The organism is Lentimicrobium saccharophilum (assembly GCF_001192835.1).
Classification (GTDB): domain Bacteria; phylum Bacteroidota; class Bacteroidia; order Bacteroidales; family Lentimicrobiaceae; genus Lentimicrobium; species Lentimicrobium saccharophilum.
In genome coordinates this window covers 1657979-1680485 of sequence record NZ_DF968182.1, presented here as the reverse complement: position 1 = coordinate 1680485, position 22507 = coordinate 1657979, and the positions used below count along the sequence as shown (strand labels likewise).

The window sequence follows — 22507 nt, the reverse complement described above, 5'->3', positions numbered from 1 at the left end:
GAGATAACGATGCATTTTCGCAACAATGATGCAGTAAGGTTATGATAAATGCGCCGGATGGCTGAGCGGTTTTATCATATTGCCGTATATTAGCAAGTCTTTAACAGCTATTTACCAAATTTCGGGCATTTATGAGCACAACCCTGATTGGTTTCATCATTTATCTGATTGCCATGTTGGGCATCGGGATATACATGTATCGCCGCAATGAGTCGAATGCCGATTATTTTCTTGGAGGCAGGAAGATGAACTCCTGGGTGGTAGCATTGTCGGAGCGTTCTTCCGGAGAGTCGGCCTGGCTGCTGCTTGGGCTTCCGGGTGCAGCGCTGGCATTAGGAATTGTTGAGGTCTGGACTGCCCTGGGGTGCCTGATCGGCATTTTCTTTTATTGGTATGCGGTGGCAGAGGACATCCGGCGGCAGTCGGAACGTTTTAACGCCATCACCCTGCCTGATGTTTTTTCAAAGCAATTCAGCAGGGGAGGGTTGTGGATCAGGTTCACCGCCATGCTGATCATTATATTCTTCTTTACATTTTACCTGGCGGCACAGTTTAACGGAGCCGGCAAGGTGCTCAATGTGACATTTGGTATCGCCCCCTTTACCGGCATGGTGATCGGTGCCGCGGTAATCATTCTTTACACGATGCTGGGCGGGTTTCATGCGGTGGTGTGGACTGACTTTATTCAGGCCCTGCTGATGTTCGGTGCTCTGGTGTTGCTCCCGCTGGCAGGATTGCTCGAAGTATCAGCCGGCGGGCATTCTCTGGGATCGGCGCTCAACGCTGCAGGGGGAACTTACCTGAGTCTTTCGGGCGGCAAAACAGGCTGGGCGGCAGTAGCAACAATCATCGGCGGCCTGAGCTGGGCTTTCGGATATATGGGACAGCCCCACCTGCTTACCAAGTTTATGTCCATCAAGGATCCCGCCAGAATGAAAAAAAGCCGTCGCATCGCATTTTTCTGGGCAGTTCCTGCATTTGCGGGAGCTTTTGTGATAGGTCTTGTGGGTTTGGCATTATATGGACAAGGGACTTTTAATGATGTTGAAAAGGTGATGCCTCACCTTGCCAACAGTCTGCTGCCGGCCTGGGTTGCCGGTATTCTGATTTCTGCAGCCATCGCTGCCATGATGTCAACCGCCGACGGGCAGTTGCTGGTGATATCTTCTGTGGTGTCGGAAGATTTGTTTCATAACATACTGAATATCAACATTAGCTCAAAAGCTATGGTCAATCTCAGCCGGATTGTAACCCTGTTGGTCGGGCTAGCGGCATTTGCCATCGCGGTAACGTCGCAAAAGCTGATTTTTGCCATGGTTTCTTATGCCTGGTCGGGCCTGGGGGCATCGTTTGGCCCGGCGCTGTTGCTGATGCTTAAATGGAAGAAAACAACCTGGCAGGGGGTTCTTGCAGGAATGTTAACAGGTTCTTTTTCAACAATTATCTGGTCTGAAATTACTTATCTTGATCAGGCAATCAGCGTGAGGTTCGCTTCCTTTGTTCTTGCTTTCGCAGTTGTGTGGCTTGTCAGCCTGTGCACCTACAAGCGCGCTGATAAATCTGCCTGAGCTGTTAGTACTTTCTCAATAGTTTGCCATAACCTCCGGGCCGATTGGTCCCAGGTAAATATCCCGGCCCTCCCGGCCCCTGCAGTAATCAGTTGCTCGCGGAGATTGTTGTCGTTTGCGATTTTAGTCATGGCATCAGCAATTTCTTCCGGTTTAAAAGGATCGGCATAAAGGGCTGCTTCTCCGCCAACTTCAGGCATGGAAGTGATGTTGGATGTGATAACCGGGGTCCCGCAACGGAAAGCCTCCACGATTGGTATGCCAAACCCCTCGAAATATGAAACGTAGGTGAGCGCAACAGCCGATCCCATGACATTGCACATTTCACTGGTTTCCAGCCTTCCCGAAAAGATCACATCGTCTTTGAATTCCATGTTTTCATAAACGGAAGCGATCTCACCTGTCCACCATTTTCGGGCGCCGGCAAGGAGCAACAAGGTGTTTTGCCGGTCTGTCCTTTTAAAAAGGTCAAAGGCCCTGAAAAGGTTGACCAGATTTTTTCGGGGATGCAACGATCCTACGAAAAAGAAATACGGGCGTCCCCCGGTGTACTTTTTTCTGGTTTCTGATTTCACGGATTCATCAACAGGAAGATATTCCTCGTTTGCCCCGTTATATACCACATCAATTTTTCCGGGATCCGTACCATATTGCCTTGTGATGTCTGCCTTCGAAAATCCGGAAACCGTTGCTATTCTGGCCGCTTTAGAAGCATATTTTCTGAAAAAGGTCCTGTAATACCAGCGCTCCGCCAGGGGAAGGTCGCCGGGGTAGTGCTCGAAATTAAGATCGTGGAAAACGGCAATGGAAGGTACCTTTGATCCCAGCGAAAGATAACCGTCAGGGGAAAGGAAAAGGTCGGCTCCGGTCTTTTTGAGCAGGCGGCGAACGGTAAATTCGAACCAGATAAAATATAATACGGGATGTCGGGCAGGAGGGCCGGCTACAAGGGGGATGACGTTGTCGCTGAAAATAAAATCCCTGTGGTATGGACGGTCGAAAAGAAAATAAAACTGGTGTTCAGGATGGTCTGTTGTGATTCTTTTGAGGTTCTCATAGCTGAACCACCCGATGCCTTCGAGTCTTCCATGCAACAGCAATCTGGTATTGACAGCGATCTTCAAATCAATTTTGTTTTGATGAGGCTTTTATTCGGCCACCTGCAGTGAATATTACAAGAATAATGATATTTTTGCGCAAATTTAACACATAATCGCTTACCGGATGAGGTTTTCAGTTGCATTCCCCACCGGTGAGGAATTTGCCCGCAAGATTTTCGGTTTCCGGTATGCAACGTAAATTTCTTACCAATCTGGGTTTTCTGTTACTCCTTAACCTGCTGATAAAACCTTTCTGGATTTTCGGCATCGACAGGACTGTGCAGAATGTGGTGGGGGCTGAGGACTTTGGTTTTTATTTTGCCATTTTTAACTTTTCCTTTCTTTTTAATATTCTGTTTGATTTTGGTATTACCAATTTTAACAACCGGAATATTGCCCAGAACAGTCAGTTGCTGAACAAACATTTTTCCAGCATTATCATCCTGAAATTTCTGCTGGCGGTGGTTTATTTTATTGTCACTTTTTCAGTAGGAATAATATGGGGCTACAGGGGGAATGAATTATGGATGCTTGGCCTGCTCGGGATCAATCAATTTCTGATATCCTTCATCCTTTATCTCAGGTCAAATGTTTCAGCGCTGCTGCTTTTCAAAACCGACAGCCTTCTTTCGGTGCTCGACCGTATGCTGATGATCGCGATATGCAGTGTATTGCTGTGGGGCAGGATCACAGACCAGACATTCAGGATAGAGTGGTTTGTATATGCGCAGACAGTATCCTATGCGCTCACTGCACTGATCGCTTTGCTGATTGTAATCAAAAAAGCTTCTTTCAGGCGACTTAACTGGAATTTCCCGTTTTTTCTGATGATCATCCGGCAAAGCCTGCCGTTTGCCATTCTGGTATTGCTTATGACCTTCTACAACAGGATTGATTCGGTGATGATTGAGCGTCTGATCGGTGGTGTTCAGGGAAAGGAGCAATCGGGCATTTACGCCCATGCCTACCGCTTGCTTGATGCTTCCAATAACATTGCCTACCTGTTTTCAGTTCTTTTATTGCCTTTGTTCGCGCGACAGATTAAGTCAGGCGAGAGGGTTGAAAACCTTGTACGTCTGTCGTTTACGCTATTGTTTGTTGTTTCTGTAATTCTGGCAGCTGTCTCCTGGTTTTACAGGGTTGAGATCATGGACCTGATGTATGATCACTTCATTCCGGAATCAGCTTCGGTGTTCGGGGTGCTGATGGGATGCTTTATAGCTATCTCAACTACCTATGTTTTCGGCACCCTGTTGACGGCCAACGGAAATCTGAAACAGCTTAACCTGATCGCAGCCGGGGGAATGCTCCTGAATATCAGCCTCAACGTGCTGCTTATTCCCCGATTCGGGGCTTTGGGATCAGCCTGGACCAGCCTGATTACGCAGGGAATTATGGCTATAGCGCAGATTATTCTGGTGTTAATCTTCTTCAGGTTTAAATTCAATCCGAAGTTTCTCGGCGCACTGCTTGTTTTTGTCATCGGTGTTGTTCTCATCAACAGGGTAGCTGTCAGTCTTCCCTTGTATTGGTTACAGTCTCTTATACTCGCAATTTTCCTGTCTGTTTTTCTGGCTCTCGTTTTGCGATTGCTGAACCTGCGCTATTTTATCCGCCTGATTGCTTCGCCGGCCGGGTAGAACTGCATATTTTATCGGGGGTTGATATTTTTATTGTGATCTATTTTTCCATATCTTTGACAACCTAAAACGAACCAACATTCCATTATGTCGGAGAATAAGCTATCAGAAATCAGGGATTTTGATTCCACAAGCCTCGGAATGTTCCTTTTCTCCTGGCGTAAGCACCTGATAATTATAAGTTTAAGTGCCGCCATTTTGGCTGCGGTTTTTTCCTCCAGCCTTTTCATAACGCCGCTTTACCGTTCAACAGTTGTCCTTTTTCCGGTGTCAAGCAACTCTGTTTCCAGGGCATTGCTTTCCGATCAGCCTGCTGCTAAAACCGATATTCTTGAGTTTGGTGAAGATGAGCAGACAGAACAGATGCTCCAGATTCTCAGTTCGAGCAAAATCCGGGATAAGGTGGTTGAAAAGTTTGACCTGATGAAACATTACAGGATCAATCCAAGGTCAAAATATAAGAATACTGAGCTTCACAGGCAATACGAGAGCAACATTACGTTCAGAAGAACGGAATTCATGGCTGTCAGGATATCGGTGCTCGACCGCGACCCCCAAATGGCAGCCGATATTGCCAATACGATCTCCGAACTGCTTGATTCTACGAAGAATGCCATGCAACGCGAACGGGCGATGAAAGGTTTTGCCATCGTCGAACAGGAATATTTGAAGTTGCGTGATGATATTGCAAAAATGGAGGATTCACTGCGGGTGATTCGTGAACTGGGTGTTTACGATTATGAGTCCCAATCGGAAATGTTTAATCAGCAGCTTGCCATTGAAATCGCAAGGGGAAATGAAAGGGGTATAGCCTCGCTTGAAAGTAAGCTGAACCTGCTTGCAAAATATGGCGGTGCTTATGTTTCCTTGCGCGACATGCTTGAGCATGAGAAAAAGCAATTGAGTTATCTCAAAGCAAGATATGAAGAGGCTAAAGTAGATGCCACAGAGACCCTGCCGCAAAAATTTGTTGTTGAATCGGCATACAAAGCTGAAAAGAAGTCTTATCCTGTCCGGTGGATTATCGTACTCGTTTCAACCCTTGCTGCATTTCTGATCTCGGTGATTGTGATCATCACCATTGAAAAACTGCCGGCATTCAATGCCTTAAAAAAAAACTCCTTTTCAAAAAAATAAGCTTTAATTTCAACATAATGGACAACATCAGGCCCACTACGGAGAACTATTTCAGTAACATCCACATGATGAAGATCTTCTTCAGGTGGAAATGGCATCTCCTTTCCATAGCGGTTGTTGCGGCATTGCTCGCAGCTTTATTTTCGGGTTCTTTCTTTATTAAACCGAAATTCAAATCCTATGCATTGGTCTATCCTTCGAATATAGCACCATATTCCGACGAGAGTGAAAGTGAGCAGATGTTACAGTGGCTTCAGTCCCAGGATATCAGAGACAGTATTATCCGGAAATTCAATCTGGCAGAGCACTACCGCATCGATAGTTCTTACAAATATTTCCAGTCAACAATGCAGTTTCTTTACAATAAGAATGTAAAGATCAGTAAAACACAATATGAGTCAATAGAGATTGTTGTGATGGATACAGATCCGGTGATTGCACGGGATATGGTTCTGGCAATCATTGATTTCTGTAATCTTAAGATCCGTAAAATCCATCGTGACAAATATTCTGAGGTTGTCAGCAGCATGGAAAAAACCATGCAAGAAAAAAAAGCGCAACTCGACAGTGTTGAAAAAGCGCTTTCGGAACTCCGTCAGAATTATGAACTGATTGATTATGAAGCGCAGGCACGAGAAATTACCCGTGGTTATCTCCGGACGGTTGATGGGTCAAACAGTACCAATATCAATATGAAGGATGTACTCCGCATGAAAGAGAACTTCGAGAGCAAAGCAGGTCAAATGGCGATTCTTACCCAGCGACGCAATGATATCCTCCGCATCTATTCCGAGTTTGAACTGGTTTATGACAGGGCAGTGTATGATGCAGATAAAGTATTCACATTTACCAATGTGGTCACTCCCCCGGTAGTTGCGGACAAGAAATCTTCTCCGGTACGCTGGCTTATCGTGCTTTATTCTGTGGCAGCCGCTCTGTTCTTCTCCATCGTTGTAATTTCCGTTATTGAAAACAAAAGGATAAATCAGGAGATGAAAGACCTGATAAATTCCTGATTCAGTATTTTTTTTACACATTACCATGCTCAAGGCGCTGGCTGACCCTAAATTAAGATGGTTTTACCTTCTCAGCGGATTGTTTATCCTGCTGAACTCCCTGCTTCTGGTAAAGGAGTTTTACTGGGGTATTGCCATCCCGGTTGCCATCGTTGTAGCCTTGATGTACCTTTTCTGGCTGGATAAGCTGTTGCTTCTTATAGTCCTTGTAACTCCGCTGGCTGTTAACATTGCCGACAGCGAACTGGGCATAGGAATATCTTTACCATCAGAACCGCTGATGGTAGGTGTGCTGGTACTCTTTATCCTCAAAACGCTCTTCAACGGTCAGTACGACAGAAAAATTCTTACTCATCCCCTTACCATCGCCGTTTTTTTTAACCTGGCGTGGCTGCTGATAACGAGCATTACCAGTGAGATGCCTTTGGTTTCGTTCAAATTCCTGGCCGCCAGGCTCTGGTTTGTAGTTCCCTTTTATTTTCTTGGTATTTTACTGTTTAAGGATGTAAAGAATATCTCCCGGTTCAAATGGTTATATGTTGCTACCCTGATTGTAGTGATTATCTATACAACTGTTCATCATTCTTCCTATGGATTTGCTGAAAAGCAGGGACACTGGGTAATGAAGCCCTTTTACAATGACCATACTGCCTATGGGGCCATTCTGGCCTTTTTTGTACCTGTTTTTGTGGGGTTTATTTTTAATTATGAACGGTCAAGGACTTACAGGCTTTATGCAGCTATTGTATCCCTGATACTTTTGGGAGCGCTTTATCTTTCGTTCAGCCGGGCTGCCTGGGTGAGCCTTGCTGCCTCGGTCGGTGTTGCTGTTCTTGTTGTTTATAAAATCAGGTTCAGATGGATTTTTGCAGGTCTGGTGATTCTGATAGCATCGTTTTACATGTTTAAGGCTGAGATTCTGTATGTATTGGAGAAGAATAAGCAGGATTCGTCTGCCAATTTCATAGAGCACGTCCAATCCATCTATAATATTTCTTCAGATGCTTCAAACCTGGAGCGCATCAACCGCTGGCAGTCTGCGATCAGGATGTTTGAGGAGAGACCGGTGTTAGGCTGGGGGCCGGGAACATACCAGTTTATTTATGCACCTTTTCAACGTTCGAAAGAGCGTACCATTATCAGTACCAATGCGGGCGACCTTGGTAATGCCCATAGTGAGTATATCGGCCCGCTTTCAGAGCAGGGATTTCCCGGATTACTCAGCATTCTGTGGATTGGAATAGCAGCCATTGTAACGGGTATCAGGGTTTACCGCAAGGCCAGAAACCGTGAAATCCGCCTTTACAGCCTTGTTTCTGTGCTGGCACTGGTAACCTATTTTATTCATGGATTTTTGAATAATTTTCTGGATACCGATAAAGCCTCCGTGCCTTTCTGGGGCTTTATGGCCATGATCGTTGCAATGGATATCTACCACAAGAATACCGACAGGGTGGATACCTCAATGACAAAAGGTCAGGCTTAACCAATACCTTCTCCCGTTTTCCGGATTTAATCTTTTTCTTAGCGTAACTTTATATGCACTCCGGCGTCTTAAGAACAGTTGCCGTTACCGGGGCATTGTCTGTTTCCGGACAAAGGTTGAACATCACCGGACAGGATGAGGTGATTTTGAATTGGCCCTGTCGGGTAAAGTGTTGAAAAACAACATAATATTCATGTGGCATATGTTTTGCTTACTGGATATACAAATTAAAAGGAGGAAAAAATGAAGATAGATCTGAAAGCCAATGAAGTAGTTATAAAGGCCGGAAATACCCTGCATACATCAGGAGCAAAGGAGTCACGCGGAAAACTTATCATTACGAATCAGCGGATTTATTTCAAATCAACCGGGGACACCACGGATGCTGATGATTTTGAAATTCTTCCCAAAGAGATCAGTGAGGTATTATTTTACAACAAGCTGATGATAATTCCACAGGGACTTGATCTAAAAACTACAGATGGCCGGATGCTCCGGTTTACCCTGAAAGGCCGGAACGACTGGTGCCGCCTGATTACCTCAATGAATTAACAGGCAGATGTTGTTCATGCTGCAGTGGTTGAAGCCGGAATACGGGTTAAAGCGTTTCCGCGGGCTAAACCACTGCAGGGTATCACGTTTCAGTGACAGTTGTCTATTATGGCTGCTCTATACCGCTGAAATTTGCAGCGTTGAGGATTGCGGGCAGCTGCCTGAGGGCTGCCAGTTCGCGCCACTTTTTACGGGCGTCATCGGCGGGAACCCCAAAATAGGTCTTGCCGCCTTCCAGGTTCTTGTCAACCGCTGAAGTTGCCAGAATAATGGCTCCTTTACCGATAACCAGGTCTTTATTGATGGCGACTTTTCCCCAGAGAATTACATCATCTTCGATGCGGGTAACTCCGGCTATGGCACAATGTGAACCAATTAGGCAGTTGTTACCGATATAACTGTCGTGGCCAACCTGTACGTGGTTATCAAACTTTGTGCCCTTGCCCACAAAAGTATCTCCGGAAACGCCTATATCAATGGCGCAGAGCGCTCCTACTTCCACATTGTCGCTGATGACGACCCGGCCACAGGATTCAAATTTCCGGTATCCTGCCGGTTTTCGCTGGAAGTAAAATGCATCGGCGCCAATCACACTTCCCGAATGGATAATTACATTATCCCCTATTACAACATGATCATAAATACTGACATTGGAATGAATTATGCAGTTTTTGCCGATTACCACATGATTTCCGACAAAGGCACCGGGCTGAATTATTGTGCCTTCTCCGATTTTTGCCGAGGGGCTGATGGCGGATACTGCTTTTTCAAAAGGCCTGAACTTTTTCACCAGCGAAACATAGGCACCAAAGGGATCATCGTGAAATATCAAAGCCTTGCCATCGGGACAAGAAACTTCTTTGTTGATGATGATGGTAGTCGCTTTTGAATGAAGTGCTTTATCGTAATACTTGGGGTGGTCGACAAATGTAAGATCACCGGGTTGTACCATGTGAATCTCATTAAGACCGGTAATCTGAAAATCAGGGGATCCCTGAAATTCTGCCCCGATGAGGCCGGCTACAGTCTGCAGTGTCAGTGATGGGTCAAGTTGCATTGTTTTGCTATTGGCTTTTGTAAAAAAACCGGGCTTGTTTGATTGCCCGGTTCCTCAATTCTTCTGATGTTTATGATTTAACCCTCTCAGAATAGTCGCCTGTGCGGGTATCGACCTTTATGCGCTCTCCCTCGTTGATGAAGAGAGGAACATTGACAACAGCACCGGTATCAACGGTTGCCTGCTTCAGGGTATTGGTGGCTGTGTCGCCGCGCAATCCGGGTTCAGTGTAGGTTACGGTCAGTTCAACAAACGGGGGGAGATCACAGCTGAGCGGAGTTTCAGTTTCGGCGTGAAACATGATCTCAACCGATTGCCCTTCCTTCAGAAACTGTGGAGCGCTGATCAGGGCTTCTTCAATGGAAACCTGTTCAAATGTTTCATTGTGCATAAAGTTATACCCTGAGTCATCCTTGTAGAGGAACTGATAAGGCCTGCGTTCAACACGGGCTACATCAATCTTAACCCCTGCACTGAAAGTGTTGGGGATTACTTTTCCGGTTTTAAGGTTTCTCAGTTTGGTGCGGACAAATGCAGCCCCTTTGCCGGGTTTTACATGCTGAAATTCTACAAGAGAGTATAATTCACCATTAAATTCGATGCATAAGCCATTCTTAAAGTCAGCGGTAGTTGCCATAAAATCTGATACTTAATTTTTTTTTCGTGCGCAAAGGTAATGTTTTTTATAACAGTTTTCCCAAACTGTTTTCATACAATTTGGGATCAGGGGAAGGGAAAACGGGTAATTCATTATTTGATGTGCTGTTTATTTTTTTGCCACAGAAGCACGGAAGCACTGATTTATTGCAGGAAAAGAGATCCAGGATTCTTATAAAAAGTTTGATGACTAACTTGAGTATACCCCTGCAAATATTCTCAAAACTAATGCCGATCAGATTCAGACCACCATAATTTGATGTAATTGACTGTATAACAATATGATAAATCTGATTTTTTACTTGAATTTATCTCACAGATAGCTTCATTCTCAAATAGTACATTCGGTCATTATTCATGCTGATAACAGGATTAATTTTTGCTTTTGAAATTTTAGCCTGAAAATGTGATTTATATTCTTCCTTTTTCCGATACTATATTTTATGATTGAAGCAAATCATAAAAGCGTTTACTTGCAAGCCGGGTCCGGTTTCTTTATAATATGGTGCAGTAACTGCAATCAGCTATTCAGTATTTCAGGTTTTGTATAAACTGTGATAAATTCTTTTGTGTGTCCCGATGGCTATCGGGATTGTGCTTCCGCGCTTTGGTGGCTTCTTTTAATTGCCAAAGCCTCCATAATATATCCAGCACATCAAATAAGGATTTGCCCGGGGAAACGGGAGGTGTTGCTTCAAAGGAACATTGGAGCAGGTTCCGCGTGCGCCCGGCTTTTGTAATCCTCCATCCTGATTGTATTGGTGCAGAAATCATGTTCTGAAGCAACAGAATTCGAACTGATTACAATTAAACGCTCACCTCCGAATGAACCGATAAGTCCGCGGAACCACTCAACTGCTTTCTGATCGAGGTTTGATACCGGTTCGTCGAGCAGCAGCGCCGGTGTATCGCTCATGATAGCCAGGGCAAGTTTTACCCGCTGCTTCATTCCCGACGAAAAGTAACGGATGGGCTTGCCTGCGTTTTCTTCCAGTTGCATTATCCTGATCAATTCAGCAGTTGTCATGTTTCGCATCAGGGGTTTAAGCCTGCGGTGGAAACAGATCATTTCGGTAAGGGTAAAATCCTCGATCAGTTCCATATAAGGCGCAGCAATCGACATCAGCCTGAAGGCTTGTTCAGCCCTGATGATGTTGCCATTAAGGGAATAGCTGACTGTGCCACTGCTGGGCATTATTGCTGAGGCAATCATCTGGAGTAAAGTGGATTTTCCGGAACCGTTGGCCCCCAGAATAGCCGTCGGTTGCCCTGAAGCGAGCGTGGCGTTGAGATCTGAAAAGATCCAGGTATGGTTATATTGCTTACCGGCGTTTTCGAGCGTAATGTTCAGCATGGTGCGAAAAGGGCATTCATAGTTATTAAAGGCAAAGAGCCGGAATCAGGAATTTTGCCGGAAGTCGCTTCAGTAAACTTATGCCTGTTTGGCATAACCTTTCATAATTCCCCTGCTTGATCTGGAGATGAAAGAGATGATTTCATCGCGTTCGGAAGTGGCAGGCAGATTTGCTTCAATGTATTCCAAAGCCTGGCTTACATTGTTGCCGCGCAGGTAAATGTAACGGTAGATATCCTGAATCTCATTGATTTTTTCCGCGGAAAACCCCCTGCGACGAAGACCGATTGAATTGATTCCGACATAAGAAAGAGGTTCGCGGGCCGCCTTTGTAAATGGCGGAACATCTTTACGGACAAGCGAGCCACCTGAAATCATCACATGGGCGCCGATATTGACGAACTGATGCACAGCACTCAATCCGCCGATAATGGCATAATCGTCAATGGTGATATGTCCGGCCAGGGTGGCTGCGTTGGCAAGAATTACATTGTTGCCCACAATGCAGTCGTGTGCTACATGCACATAGGCCATCAACAGGCAGTTGTTGCCAACTACAGTTTCCCAATTGGCCTTGGTGCCGCGGTTGATGGTGACAAACTCGCGGATAACGGTATTGTCACCTATCCTGACAATGGTATCTTCCCCGTCGAATTTAAGGTCCTGTGGAATAGCGGAAATAACGGCACCCGGGAATATTTTGCAATTCTTCCCAATGCGTGCACCTTCCATAATAGTGACATTGGATCCAATCCACGTGCCTTCACCTATTTCAACGTTTTTTTCGATATTGACAAAGGGCTCAATTACGGCATTTTTGGCAACTTTAGCCTGGGGGTGGACGTATGCTAAAGGTTGATTCATATCAGGATACGGTTTTTTTAGTGATTTGGGCCATCAGCTCAGCTTCGGCAACAATTTTATTCCCGACATAGGCAACCCCGCGCATGTGGCTGATCCCTCTGCGGAAAGGCGACATCAGTTCGAGGTGGAAGATCAGGGTGTCGCCCGGAACTACTTTCTGCCTGAAACGCACATTGTCTATTTTCATGAAATAGGTAATATAATTCTCCGGATCCGGAAATGAGCTAAGTACAAAAATCCCCCCTGCCTGAGCCATGGCTTCAATGATCAGCACGCCGGGCATAACCGGTTCATCAGGGAAGTGCCCGACGAAGAAGCCTTCATTCATGGTTACATTTTTCAGTCCGGTGACATCATGGTCGCTCATCTCGAGTATTTTATCGACCAGCAAAAACGGAGGCCTGTGGGGCAGCAACCGCTTGATGTCGTTGATGTCGTACAACGGCGGTTTGCCAGGGTCAAACTTTGGCTGCTGCGGTTGCGAGGTTTCGTGCTTGATGTGCTGTTTGATGATGCGGGCAAAGTGCGTATTGGCCAGGTGGCCGGGCCTGCTTGCAATCACATGTCCCTTGATGCGGGTTCCTACCAGGGAAAGGTCACCGACAACGTCCAGCAATTTATGCCTGGCCGGTTCATTGTTGAAATAAAGTTCCAGGTTGTTGAGTATGCCTTCTTTTAAAACCTCTACGCGAGGTTTGTTGAAGAATTTTGCCAGGCGGTCAAGCTCCTCCTGACTGATGAGGCGGTTAACAAACACAATGGCGTTGCTGAGGTCGCCCCCTTTGATCAGGTTGTTCTGGATCAGCAATTCAAGTTCGTGCAGAAAGACAAATGTCCGGCACGGGCTGATTTCTTCGGCGAAATCATTCAGGTGGCTGAGATGGGCGTTTTGTGTGCCAAGTACTTTGGTGTCGTAGTCAATCATTACGGACACCTTATATGTGTCATCGGGAAGGATGAGTAGTTCAGTTTTTTTCTCAGGATCTGAATACCTTAGCACCTCATTGATCCTGAAATACTGCCTTTCTGCGTTCTGCTCAACAACCCCGGCTTTTTTGATGCCCTCAATGTAAAATTTTGAACTCCCGTCCAGGATGGGGGTTTCGGGGCAGTCAAGATCTATCAGGATATTGTCAAGGTCCATACCGGTGAGTGCAGCAAGAGCATGCTCGATCGTGCTGACTCTGACTCCGTTATGCTCAATGGTTGTGCCGCGGGAAGTATCGGTTACCAGGTCGGCATCGGCATCGATTACCGGTTGGCCGGGCAGATCGGTACGGCGAAATTTGAATCCGTGATTTTCCGGGGCTGGTCTGAAGGTCAGGTTGACTTCCCTGCCTGTATGAAGGCCTGCTCCTGAGATGGTCACAGCCTCTTTTAGGGTTTTCTGTTTTTCTGACATAGGGCTGGCAAAGTTACTACATTTTTCATTTGATCAGCGTATATTTAATGCGCTGAAAAACAATATAATAAATCTAAAGCTTAGCTGATAAAGCTATTGTTCCCCCTTAAATTTCTTCTCAAGGACAGAAATACGGTCGGCCAGTTTCGGAAGGCTCCTGAAGTAAACGTAGGCTTTCCGGTAGTTAGAAATTTCGAAAGCCGGACTGCCCATTACTATTGCTCCGTCAGGAACGTTGGTGGAAATTCCGGATTGCGCCGCGATTTTTACATTATTTCCAATCTCCAGGTGGCCGATGATACCGACCTGACCGGCTATCATACAGTTTCTGCCGATGCGGGTGGAGCCGGCAATCCCGGTTTGTGCAGCAATCACAGTGTTTTCGCCAATTTCCACATTGTGGGCTATCTGAATCAGGTTGTCCAGTTTTACTCCTTTACGGATAATTGTCGAGCCCAGTGTCGCCCTGTCGATGGTGGTATTTGCACCTATTTCCACATTATCCTCAAGGATTACGTTCCCGATCTGTGCCACTTTTGCATAATGATTATCGCTTTGCGGCGCAAAACCAAATCCGTCGGCGCCGATTACGACCCCTGAATGCAGGGTACAGTTATTTCCGATATGACAATCATTGTATATCTTCACCCCGGCATTCAGGATGGTATTGTCGCCGATTACCACATTGTCGCCGATGCTGGTATTGGAATAAATCTTAACGTTGCTTCCGATTTTCACGTGTTCGCCAACGCTCACGAAATCTCCGATAAAGCAGTTGTCCCCCGTCTCAGCGTTCTCTGCAATGGCTGCATATTTTGAGATGCCTGATTTTTCCCGGTTCAGGTTATTGTATGCTTCCAGCATCATGGCAAATGCATTGTAGGCATTTTCGACCCGTATAAGGGAGCAGTTTATTGTTTGTTCAGGCTCAAAATCGTGGTTGACAATAACAGCAGAAGCCCTGGTCTGGTAAATGTAATGTGTGTATTTGGGATTTCCCAGAAAGGAAATTGACCCGGGTTCACCCTGCTCGATTTTCGAAAGTTTGTGGATTTCTGTTTTCGGGTCACCATCAACAGTTCCCTTGATCAGGTCGGCAATTTCTTGGACAGTAAACTTCATTTATCCGGATTTATGCAAGCGTTCAATGGGCACTTGCAATTTGAGTTAAAAAATTGTTTTACAGGCAGATATTCAAAAATGCACCTTTTTTAAAAAGCCACGCAAGTTATTAAAATATCGCGATAAACCGGACAGAATAAACATCAAAATTCAGGGATGGTTTTCGGATAGATAATAAAATGCTTTGACACGGCGCTGGTAAGTACAGAAATGTTTAACTGATCTGAGGCTTCGGCGATATCGCTCACCTTGCCATCGCGGTAAAGCAGGTAGATTTTGTCGTGCTCGGGTATATACGCGTTGTTGGTGATGGTGCCTGTAGTAAGCAGATAAGCTTCAGCTCCTGGACCTGCCTGCGGCCATTTGCGCTGTATGGCGTTTCGTAAAGCTCCGACCCGGACTTCATTCATTGGATGATCGCTGAATTCGGCCCGGAAAAGTTGACGGTTTACCAATGAACGGCTGAGCATGGACAGCAGAAAATCGGAGTGTTCCATCCACACCTTGATGGCTGAAAAGATATCATAATCGTCGAGCAGGGCGAATTTCTCCACCAGGTTTTCATCAACTGCAAAGTCTTCGCGGCTGAACCGGTGTTGCAGGAACAGCTCCAGCGCAGGGGTGGAAAAGATTTTTTCGCCCGATTCGGCAAGAAATTTGGCACGTTTCAGAAGATTTATCAGCATATTCTCGGCCGATACAACAGTTTTATGATAATAGACCTGCCAGTACATCAGCCTGCGGGCAACGATGAACTTTTCGATGGAATAGATGCCTTTGTCCTCTATCATCAGTTCATCGTTGTGCACGGTAAGCATCTTGATGATGCGGTCAGTGTTGATTACCCCTTCCGAAACACCCGTATAAAAACTGTCGCGTTTGAGGTAATCGAGGCGGTCCATGTCGAGTTGACTTGATACCAGCTGGTGCAGGAAGTGTTTGGGGTAATTGTTGGTAAATACCTCAATGGCCATGCCGAGCCGGCCCTGAAACTCCCTGTTAAGCCTGTGCATCAGCAACAGCGACAGTTCTTCATGGCCCATGCCCGACACAATGCTGTGCTCAAGTGCATGTGAATACGGTCCGTGACCGATATCATGAAGTAGTATGGCTGCCAGGGTGGCTTCTGCTTCTTCACGTGTGATTTCAAATCCTTTGAGCCTGAGGGTATCGATGGTTTCCTGCATCAGGTGCATGGCGCCAATGGCATGATGAAAGCGGGTGTGCAGGGCGCCCGGATAAACGTAGGAAGTCATCCCGAGCTGCCTGATCCTTCTTAAGCGCTGAAAAACAGGATGTTCAATCAGATCAAATAACAACTCGGAGCATATTGTTACGAAACCGTGCACCGGATCATTCACGATTTTTCTCTTGTTGCGGGCAGCCTGGTTCACGTTTTGGCCTATCTTTGTAATTGCAAAAATTGTTAATTTGTTGCGCCCCGGATACTAAAAACCGGATTCCGGCATTATTCCTGTATCTGTTCCGGATGATACAAAATTACGGAATTTATTTCCCCTTCAGGCATAAACGAACTCCTTCACTTGATTTAGTATGGAAAATGTAACAATACTCTGGGCCGACGACGAGATCGACCTGCTGAAACCACACATCATGTTCCTCAGGGATAAGGGTTATGAAGTGTTTACCTCAAACAATGGCGTGGAAGCAATTGAAATATTAAAAACCAGGCCATTTGATATTGTTTTTCTGGATGAGCAGATGCCGGGCCTTTCCGGGATTGAGACTCTGATCCGGGTAAAAAACCTGTTTCCCGACCTTCCGGTAGTCATGATCACCAAGAGTGAAGAAGAGACGATCATGGAAGATGCCATAGGCTCCAAAATATCCGATTATCTTATCAAGCCGGTGAATCCCAAGCAGATACTGCTAAGTCTTAAAAAGAACCTTGAAAACAAGAAGCTTATCAGCGAGAAGACTACTTTCAGCTATCAGCAACAGTTCCGGAATATCGGTATGGAGATAAGTAACCGCTTAACCCATAGTGAATGGCCGGAGGTTTACCGCAAACTGGTTTACTGGGAACTTGAGCTGGGGCAGTCGAACGACAGCGGCATAATGGATGTGCTAAAAATGCAGAAGGAAGAGGCCGGTCAGGTATTCAGCCGCTTTGTCGAGAATAACTATACCGATTGGGTGAACGGTAAGAACCCCGACCGCCCTGTGATGTCGCATACACTGATCCGTGACAAACTGATTCCCCTGCTGGATGAAACCTCTTCGCTGTTCTTCATTCTGATCGATAACCTTCGCTATGATCAGTGGAAGATCCTTCAGCCGATCATCAGTGAACTTTACCGGGTTGAGCGCGATGAGATTTATTACAGCATACTTCCCACCACCACGCAATATGCAAGGAATGCCCTGTTTGCCGGGCTTCTCCCCACTGAGATCGAAAAGAAATATCCCCGCTACTGGGTAAACGAAGACGATGAAGGCACCAAGAATCAATTTGAAGGTGAACTGCTGGGCGAGCAACTGAAGCGCTATGGAAAGGATGTCAGGTATTCGTACCACAAGATACTGAACCTCTCCGCCGGGCGTAAACTGGTAGAAACGCTCCCGAACCTTACAGGCAACAAGTTGAATGCAATTGTCTATAATTTTGTGGATATGCTTTCGCACGCCCGCACCGAGATGGAAGTGATCCGAGAACTGGCTGACGATGAGGCCGCATATCGTTCCATTACGGTTTCGTGGTTCGAACACTCCCCGCTTTACGACATCATCCGTTTTCTGGCCGAAAAGAAGATCCCCCTGGTGATTACTACCGATCACGGCTCGGTAAAGGTGGATGCCCCTGTAAAAATTGTGGGCGACAAGGCGACCAATACAAACCTGCGCTACAAAACCGGACGCAGCCTTAGTTATAACCGCAAAGAGGTATTTGAAGTGAAAAATCCTGCGGATATTTACCTTCCGCGGACAAACGTCAGCTCTAATTATGTTTTCTGCAGGAATGCCGATTTCTTTGCCTATCCCAATAACTTCAATTATTATGTAAACTACTACCGGAATACCTTCCAGCATGGCGGGATCTCGATGGAGGAAATGATGATACCCTTTGTGACCCTGAAAGCAAAATAGGGAGGTAAACCGGTGCTTTGATAAAAAAGAGTGTGCTTCCACGGCTTTAATCAGCCCGGCTTGAGGCAGTTCTTCTTATTTTTGCATTTTTATATCCGGGATGCAGATGATTTATTCAGAAAAAACGCCGGCACTTCAGTTGCGTTGCGGCAGTGTGCACGAACTTGATCAAATTGCGGAGCAAATGCTGACCATTTTTCCGGTTGAAAAGGTATTTGCCGTTACAGGTCCCATGGGAGCCGGAAAGACAACCTTTATACAGGCTGTATGCCGGCAATTAGGAGTAATAGACAACGTAAGCAGTCCGACATTCTCAATTGTTAATGAGTATCGTACCGGCAGCGGAAAGCCTGTTTTTCATTTTGACCTTTATCGGTTGCGGAAACCTGAGGAATTACTCGACATTGGATATGAGGATTACTTTTTCAGCGGGGATTACTGCTTTATCGAATGGCCCGAACTCGCGGGGATGCTAATTCCGGCCGGGGCCGTTAAGGTTGAAATTGCTGTGGATGAAGGAAGTGAAGACAGGGCCTTTATTTTTACCAGTTAAATAATAGTGCATCTGCAGCAATCCCTGTGGGTGCTGATGGATTGCGGAGCACATGCATGGGGTTTGTTAAGTTGTTTTTGTTTTTTGTATCTTAGCATGAAATTCAGACGGTGGTAAAAATGGAAGAGCAGCAGCAGGACTTTATTATGTTTCCTTCTCACACTACAGGACTGATGCCACAGGAAGAAAGGCTTGAGGTTCCCAATAAGGCTTGCCGTTTAACCATTGGCATTCCCAAAGAAACCGCCTGGCTTGAGAACCGGATCTCACTGGTGCCCGATGCCGTGAGCCAACTGGTGAAATCGGGTCACCGGGTTCTTGTAGAAAACAATGCCGGCGCAGCTTCGCACTATCCCGACAACGAATACAGCGAAGCCGGAGCGGAGATTGTTTATGAGAGCGCAATGATATTCCAGTGCGATGTGATCATTAAAGTGGCACCGCCGACTACCCAGGAAATTGAAATGCTCAGGGGTAAACAGGTACTGCTGTCATCGCTGAATCTGGCCGGATTAACCGAAGCTCATTTCAGGCAACTGGCAGCCAAAAAAGTTACTGCGCTTGCTTATGAATACATGAAGGACCGTGACGGGAATTTCCCGGTAATCAGGGCCATGTCGGAAATTGCCGGAAATACTTCCATTCTGATTGCTGCCGAATACCTGAGTCATCCCGACTACGGCAGGGGATTGATGTTCGGCGGATTGAGCGGAATTTCACCTACGGAGGTGGTAATTCTGGGCGCTGGTACGGTAGGGGAGTTTGCCGCCCGGGCTGCCATGGGTATGGGGGCGTTGGTAAAAGTATTCGATAGCTCTGTGTACAGGTTGCGCAGGCTTCAGAATAACCTGGGAACGAGGATATATACAAGTGTACTGCAGCCCCGGCCGATAGAAGAAGCGCTGAAGACTGCCGATGTCGCCATTGGCGCCGTGAGGCCGCAGGGAGGGCTATCGCCCGTGTGTGTTACCGAAGAGATGGTGCAACAGATGAAGGCCGGAGCTATTATCATTGATGTCAGCATTGACCAGGGTGGTTGCTTTGAGACTTCGGTGATTACCAACCACAAAAATCCTGTATTCGAAAAATACGGCGTCACTCATTACTGCGTACCCAACATTGCCTCCAGGGTGCCCCGGACCGCATCACGCGCGCTCAGCAACCTGCTGGCGCCCATCATGCTGAAGGTCGGAGACGAAGGCGGTATTAACAATATACTGAGAACCGATACCGGGGTCAGGAACGGGGTTTATCTTTACAACGGCATTTCTACCAATCGTTATATCAGTGAATATTTTCACCTGCCCCACAAGGATATTGAACTGCTGATCGCGGCATTTCACTGAAATCTGATTTTTATTCTGATTTACAATAGAAATTCAATGAAAATATCTCGCATGCTGGATATGGCATTTATCCTGCTATCCTTCGGAATTTATATTTTACTGTTGAATACCGACAAACAATTGGATAATTGCAGTTTTTTTATCCGTCATTTATGGCTGCCGCTGATACTGGCGTATTATGCAGGTAAGTATGTTTCAAAAATCTATGGCAAATCGAATGCGGGGAAGCGTTCTGAAACAAATCTTTAGTACCTGATTAAATACTGTCTTTGGATAATGAAGCCGGCAGTCTGTTATATTTTTACAATTATTCAAGGAAATAGAAGGCGGGACGCTGAATCGTGAATTTGTCAAGGTTCGTTCTGATGTCAATCATAATGTAACGTTGAGTGGAATTCGCGCCTGGGGCCTGCCTGCGCCCGGGTTAGAGGCCCTAACAGAAACCGGGGTAGCAGGGTATGTATGAAATCGATCATCATGTAAGTTGACAAGTTATAGAAAACTCATTATCTTTATTTCGGATTTCGTAAAACCTTATGAGCCGTTTAAGAATAATCAGCCGGCTTCTGTTTTGTCTGTCCTGGCTTTTTCCCGCTGGTGTACAGTCGCAAGGTGTTGAAATGCCGTATGATACTGCACTGATTTCTTCTGTTCTGGCTAAAGCAGGAGATGCCCGGGATGATGAAGCTATTCAACTCTATAACACAGCCATTCAAGCTGCCGAAAAATGTCTCAGCGGAGGCGGCAGCAAGGCATTGGTAAAGGCGGTAAAACGAAAACTGATCAAAGCCAGGCTTGGGCTGGGTCTTGTACATTACAACCGTCTTGAATATGCTGTTTCCATGGAGCTTTTCAGGTTGGCCTTGCGGGAAGCTGAAGCAAGCGGGGATAAGTTGCTTGTTGCTGAATGCTATTTCTATATTGCAGAGGTTTACCTGGAGCAAAGCCAGTTCGGCAATTCCATGGAGTATTACCGTCTTTCCCTTTCGGGATATGAGAAGTTGAATGATGATTCAGGTCAGTTCTGGTGCCTGGCAGGTATGGGGATTGTTCAGAAGTTGCGCGGGAATTATAAAGATGCTGTTGAGTTATATAATAAAGCGTTGCTGAAAGCACGGAATACGGGAATGACTTACGAAGAAGCCATCTGCCACAACAACCTGGGGAATGTGCACCGCAAAACCGGCGATTTTGCCAAAGCCATGGAATCTTATGAAAAAGCCATTGAGGTTTTTCGTAAAATAAATGATGTAGCAGCGGTTTCTGATTGTTTAAACAATATTGGTAACCTATACAGCGACAACCACAACCCGTTCAGGGCACTGGAATATTACAGCCAATCGCTGAAAATGGCACAAAATCTCAATGATGAGTACCGTTTGATAATCAGGTATAAAAATATGGCAGGGGCCTACACCGAACTTAAGGATTATGAAAACGCCGGTCTTTTTCTCGAGGATGCCCTTAGGCTGGCGGAAAAATCGGGTGATAAATCGTTTTTGGGTTCGTGTAACATGCTTTTTGGCAAATTGCATATAGTAAAGAATGATTTTATAATTGCTTCGGCATTTTTCCGCAAATCAGTGAATCTCTTTGAAGAGATAGGCGCAATGCCCGAACTGGCCGAAGCTCTGACCGAACTGTCCTATACATTGATAAACCTCAATTCTGTTAGGGAAGCAATTGAAATGGCTGACAAAGCAATGAAAATTGCTGCGGCGACCGGTTCGCTCAAAGGAAGACTGGATGCCAGCCTCTGCCTGGCAGCCTGCTATGAAAAAGCCGGTAATTCCGATAAGGCATATACTTGCCTGAAAAGTGCCGCCGCTTTGAAGGACAGCATCTATACGGCAGAAAAATACAGGACTATTGAGGAAATTGAAGCCGGTTTCGCACGGAGCGAACTGAAAAAGGAGAACGAGGCGTTGAGTCAGAACAGCCTCCTTCAAAAACAGGCAATCCGCACGAAAAACATCATTTTGTTACTGCTGGGAATAAGTCTTTTATTGGGTATTGCGTTGATTTGGCTGATCTATAAACGGAAAAATGAAGCAAAACGTGAAACCGGGGTAATCCGACGGCAAAGTGAAGAAATAGGCCGGTTAAGCGAAGATCTTTCTGCCAAAGAGCGTGAACTGACTGCAAAAACTATTTTTATTAATCAAAAAAACCAACTTTTGGAGAAGCTGATCGGAGAACTGGATGAGCTGAAAAAAACGGATGTGTCAGAAGCATCTGTTCAGCATCTTCAGGTTCAATTGAAGCAGGAACTGGCCCCCAATGCATGGAAAGAGTTTGAAGTCCAGTTCAATGAAGTTCATCCGGGTTTTCAGGCCAGGCTGATCAGGAATTACCCTGATCTTACCCCGGCAGAACGTCGCCTTTGCTCTTTTATCCGCCTCGATATGAATACCCGGGAGGTGTCTTCTCTCACCGGCCAGTCCATCAAGAGTATCGAAGTCGCCCGCACCCGTATCCGCAAAAAACTTGGCGTGCCTCATGAACAGAACCTTACCAACTTTATCGCTTTGATCTGATCTTTTAC

Annotated in this window: 19 protein-coding genes; 11 read left to right on the top strand and 8 right to left on the bottom strand. The window is 45.9% G+C overall.

Translation table 11 applies throughout. The features are described 5' to 3' along the window. Window positions 1–131: 131 nt before the first annotated feature. On the top strand, window positions 132–1568 hold the full coding sequence (locus TBC1_RS06315; RefSeq protein ID WP_062039891.1) for a sodium/proline symporter: 1437 nt from the start codon (window positions 132–134) through the stop codon (window positions 1566–1568). Here the strand turns inward: TBC1_RS06315 and TBC1_RS06310 are convergent. Beyond that, window positions 1541–2692, bottom strand: coding sequence for a glycosyltransferase family 4 protein (locus TBC1_RS06310; RefSeq protein ID WP_062039889.1), 1152 nt, complete (start codon window positions 2690–2692; stop codon window positions 1541–1543). The genes TBC1_RS06315 and TBC1_RS06310 overlap by 28 nt on opposite strands. Window positions 2693–2856: 164 nt before the next feature. Here TBC1_RS06310 and TBC1_RS06305 point away from each other — a divergent pair, with 164 nt between their 5' ends. The 5 genes from TBC1_RS06305 to TBC1_RS06285 all read left to right on the top strand — a co-directional run bounded on the left by TBC1_RS06305 (window position 2857) and on the right by TBC1_RS06285 (window position 8499). Continuing rightward, on the top strand, window positions 2857–4308 hold the full coding sequence (locus tag TBC1_RS06305; protein WP_137305479.1) for an oligosaccharide flippase family protein: 1452 nt from the start codon (window positions 2857–2859) through the stop codon (window positions 4306–4308). Window positions 4309–4395: 87 nt separating this feature from the next. Further along, on the top strand, window positions 4396–5445 hold the full coding sequence (locus tag TBC1_RS06300) for a GumC domain-containing protein (protein ID WP_062039885.1): 1050 nt from the start codon (window positions 4396–4398) through the stop codon (window positions 5443–5445). Between the two features lie 17 nt (window positions 5446–5462). Next, the gene (locus tag TBC1_RS06295) at window positions 5463–6461 is read left to right on the top strand and encodes a Wzz/FepE/Etk N-terminal domain-containing protein (RefSeq protein ID WP_062039883.1); all 999 of its coding nucleotides are present in this window, start codon (window positions 5463–5465) and stop codon (window positions 6459–6461) included. A gap of 25 nt (window positions 6462–6486) precedes the next feature. Continuing rightward, window positions 6487–7947 carry an O-antigen ligase family protein gene (locus tag TBC1_RS06290; protein WP_062039880.1) on the top strand — a complete coding sequence of 487 codons (1461 nt, stop codon included), beginning with the start codon at window positions 6487–6489 and terminating at the stop codon, window positions 7945–7947. A gap of 243 nt (window positions 7948–8190) precedes the next feature. Next, complete coding sequence (locus tag TBC1_RS06285) at window positions 8191–8499, top strand: hypothetical protein (RefSeq protein ID WP_062039878.1); 309 nt, start codon at window positions 8191–8193, stop codon at window positions 8497–8499. A 106-nt stretch (window positions 8500–8605) separates the two neighbouring features. Here the strand turns inward: TBC1_RS06285 and TBC1_RS06280 are convergent, their stop codons facing one another. The 7 genes from TBC1_RS06280 to TBC1_RS06250 all read right to left on the bottom strand — a co-directional run bounded on the left by TBC1_RS06280 (window position 8606) and on the right by TBC1_RS06250 (window position 16349). Continuing rightward, entirely contained in the window at window positions 8606–9556 is a 951-nt protein-coding gene (locus TBC1_RS06280) for a UDP-3-O-(3-hydroxymyristoyl)glucosamine N-acyltransferase (RefSeq protein ID WP_062039876.1), read from the bottom strand. 70 nt (window positions 9557–9626) lie between these two features. After that, window positions 9627–10193 (bottom strand): elongation factor P, encoded by a 567-nt coding sequence (gene efp / locus TBC1_RS06275; RefSeq protein WP_062039874.1) that lies wholly within the window; start codon window positions 10191–10193, stop codon window positions 9627–9629. A gap of 714 nt (window positions 10194–10907) precedes the next feature. Further along, the gene (locus TBC1_RS06270) at window positions 10908–11567 is read right to left on the bottom strand and encodes an ABC transporter ATP-binding protein (RefSeq protein WP_062039872.1); all 660 of its coding nucleotides are present in this window, start codon (window positions 11565–11567) and stop codon (window positions 10908–10910) included. Window positions 11568–11645: 78 nt separating this feature from the next. Then, window positions 11646–12431, bottom strand: a complete 786-nt coding sequence (gene lpxA / locus TBC1_RS06265) for an acyl-ACP--UDP-N-acetylglucosamine O-acyltransferase (protein WP_062039870.1) — start codon at window positions 12429–12431, stop codon at window positions 11646–11648. Between the two features lies 1 nt (window position 12432). Next, window positions 12433–13833: a bifunctional UDP-3-O-[3-hydroxymyristoyl] N-acetylglucosamine deacetylase/3-hydroxyacyl-ACP dehydratase gene (locus TBC1_RS06260; RefSeq protein WP_062039868.1), complete on the bottom strand. Its 1401-nt coding sequence runs from the start codon at window positions 13831–13833 to the stop codon at window positions 12433–12435. 93 nt (window positions 13834–13926) lie between these two features. Beyond that, window positions 13927–14955, bottom strand: coding sequence for a UDP-3-O-(3-hydroxymyristoyl)glucosamine N-acyltransferase (gene lpxD / locus TBC1_RS06255; protein ID WP_062039866.1), 1029 nt, complete (start codon window positions 14953–14955; stop codon window positions 13927–13929). A gap of 143 nt (window positions 14956–15098) precedes the next feature. Beyond that, a complete protein-coding gene (locus TBC1_RS06250; protein WP_062039864.1) occupies window positions 15099–16349 on the bottom strand; it encodes an HD domain-containing protein in 1251 nt (416 codons plus the stop codon). A gap of 160 nt (window positions 16350–16509) precedes the next feature. Between TBC1_RS06250 and porX the strand changes: the two genes are divergently transcribed. From porX to TBC1_RS06225, 5 genes are all read left to right on the top strand, one after another. Beyond that, the gene (gene porX, locus TBC1_RS06245) at window positions 16510–18063 is read left to right on the top strand and encodes a T9SS response regulator signal transducer PorX (protein WP_062039862.1); all 1554 of its coding nucleotides are present in this window, start codon (window positions 16510–16512) and stop codon (window positions 18061–18063) included. A gap of 106 nt (window positions 18064–18169) precedes the next feature. Further along, a complete protein-coding gene (gene tsaE / locus TBC1_RS06240; protein WP_062042839.1) occupies window positions 18170–18616 on the top strand; it encodes a tRNA (adenosine(37)-N6)-threonylcarbamoyltransferase complex ATPase subunit type 1 TsaE in 447 nt (148 codons plus the stop codon). Between the two features lie 119 nt (window positions 18617–18735). Then, window positions 18736–19962, top strand: a complete 1227-nt coding sequence (locus tag TBC1_RS06235) for an alanine dehydrogenase (RefSeq protein WP_082189505.1) — start codon at window positions 18736–18738, stop codon at window positions 19960–19962. Window positions 19963–19998: 36 nt separating this feature from the next. Further along, on the top strand, window positions 19999–20211 hold the full coding sequence (locus tag TBC1_RS06230; protein WP_137305477.1) for a hypothetical protein: 213 nt from the start codon (window positions 19999–20001) through the stop codon (window positions 20209–20211). Window positions 20212–20498: 287 nt separating this feature from the next. Further along, window positions 20499–22499 carry a tetratricopeptide repeat protein gene (locus tag TBC1_RS06225; protein WP_062039852.1) on the top strand — a complete coding sequence of 667 codons (2001 nt, stop codon included), beginning with the start codon at window positions 20499–20501 and terminating at the stop codon, window positions 22497–22499. Window positions 22500–22507 lie beyond the last annotated feature (8 nt).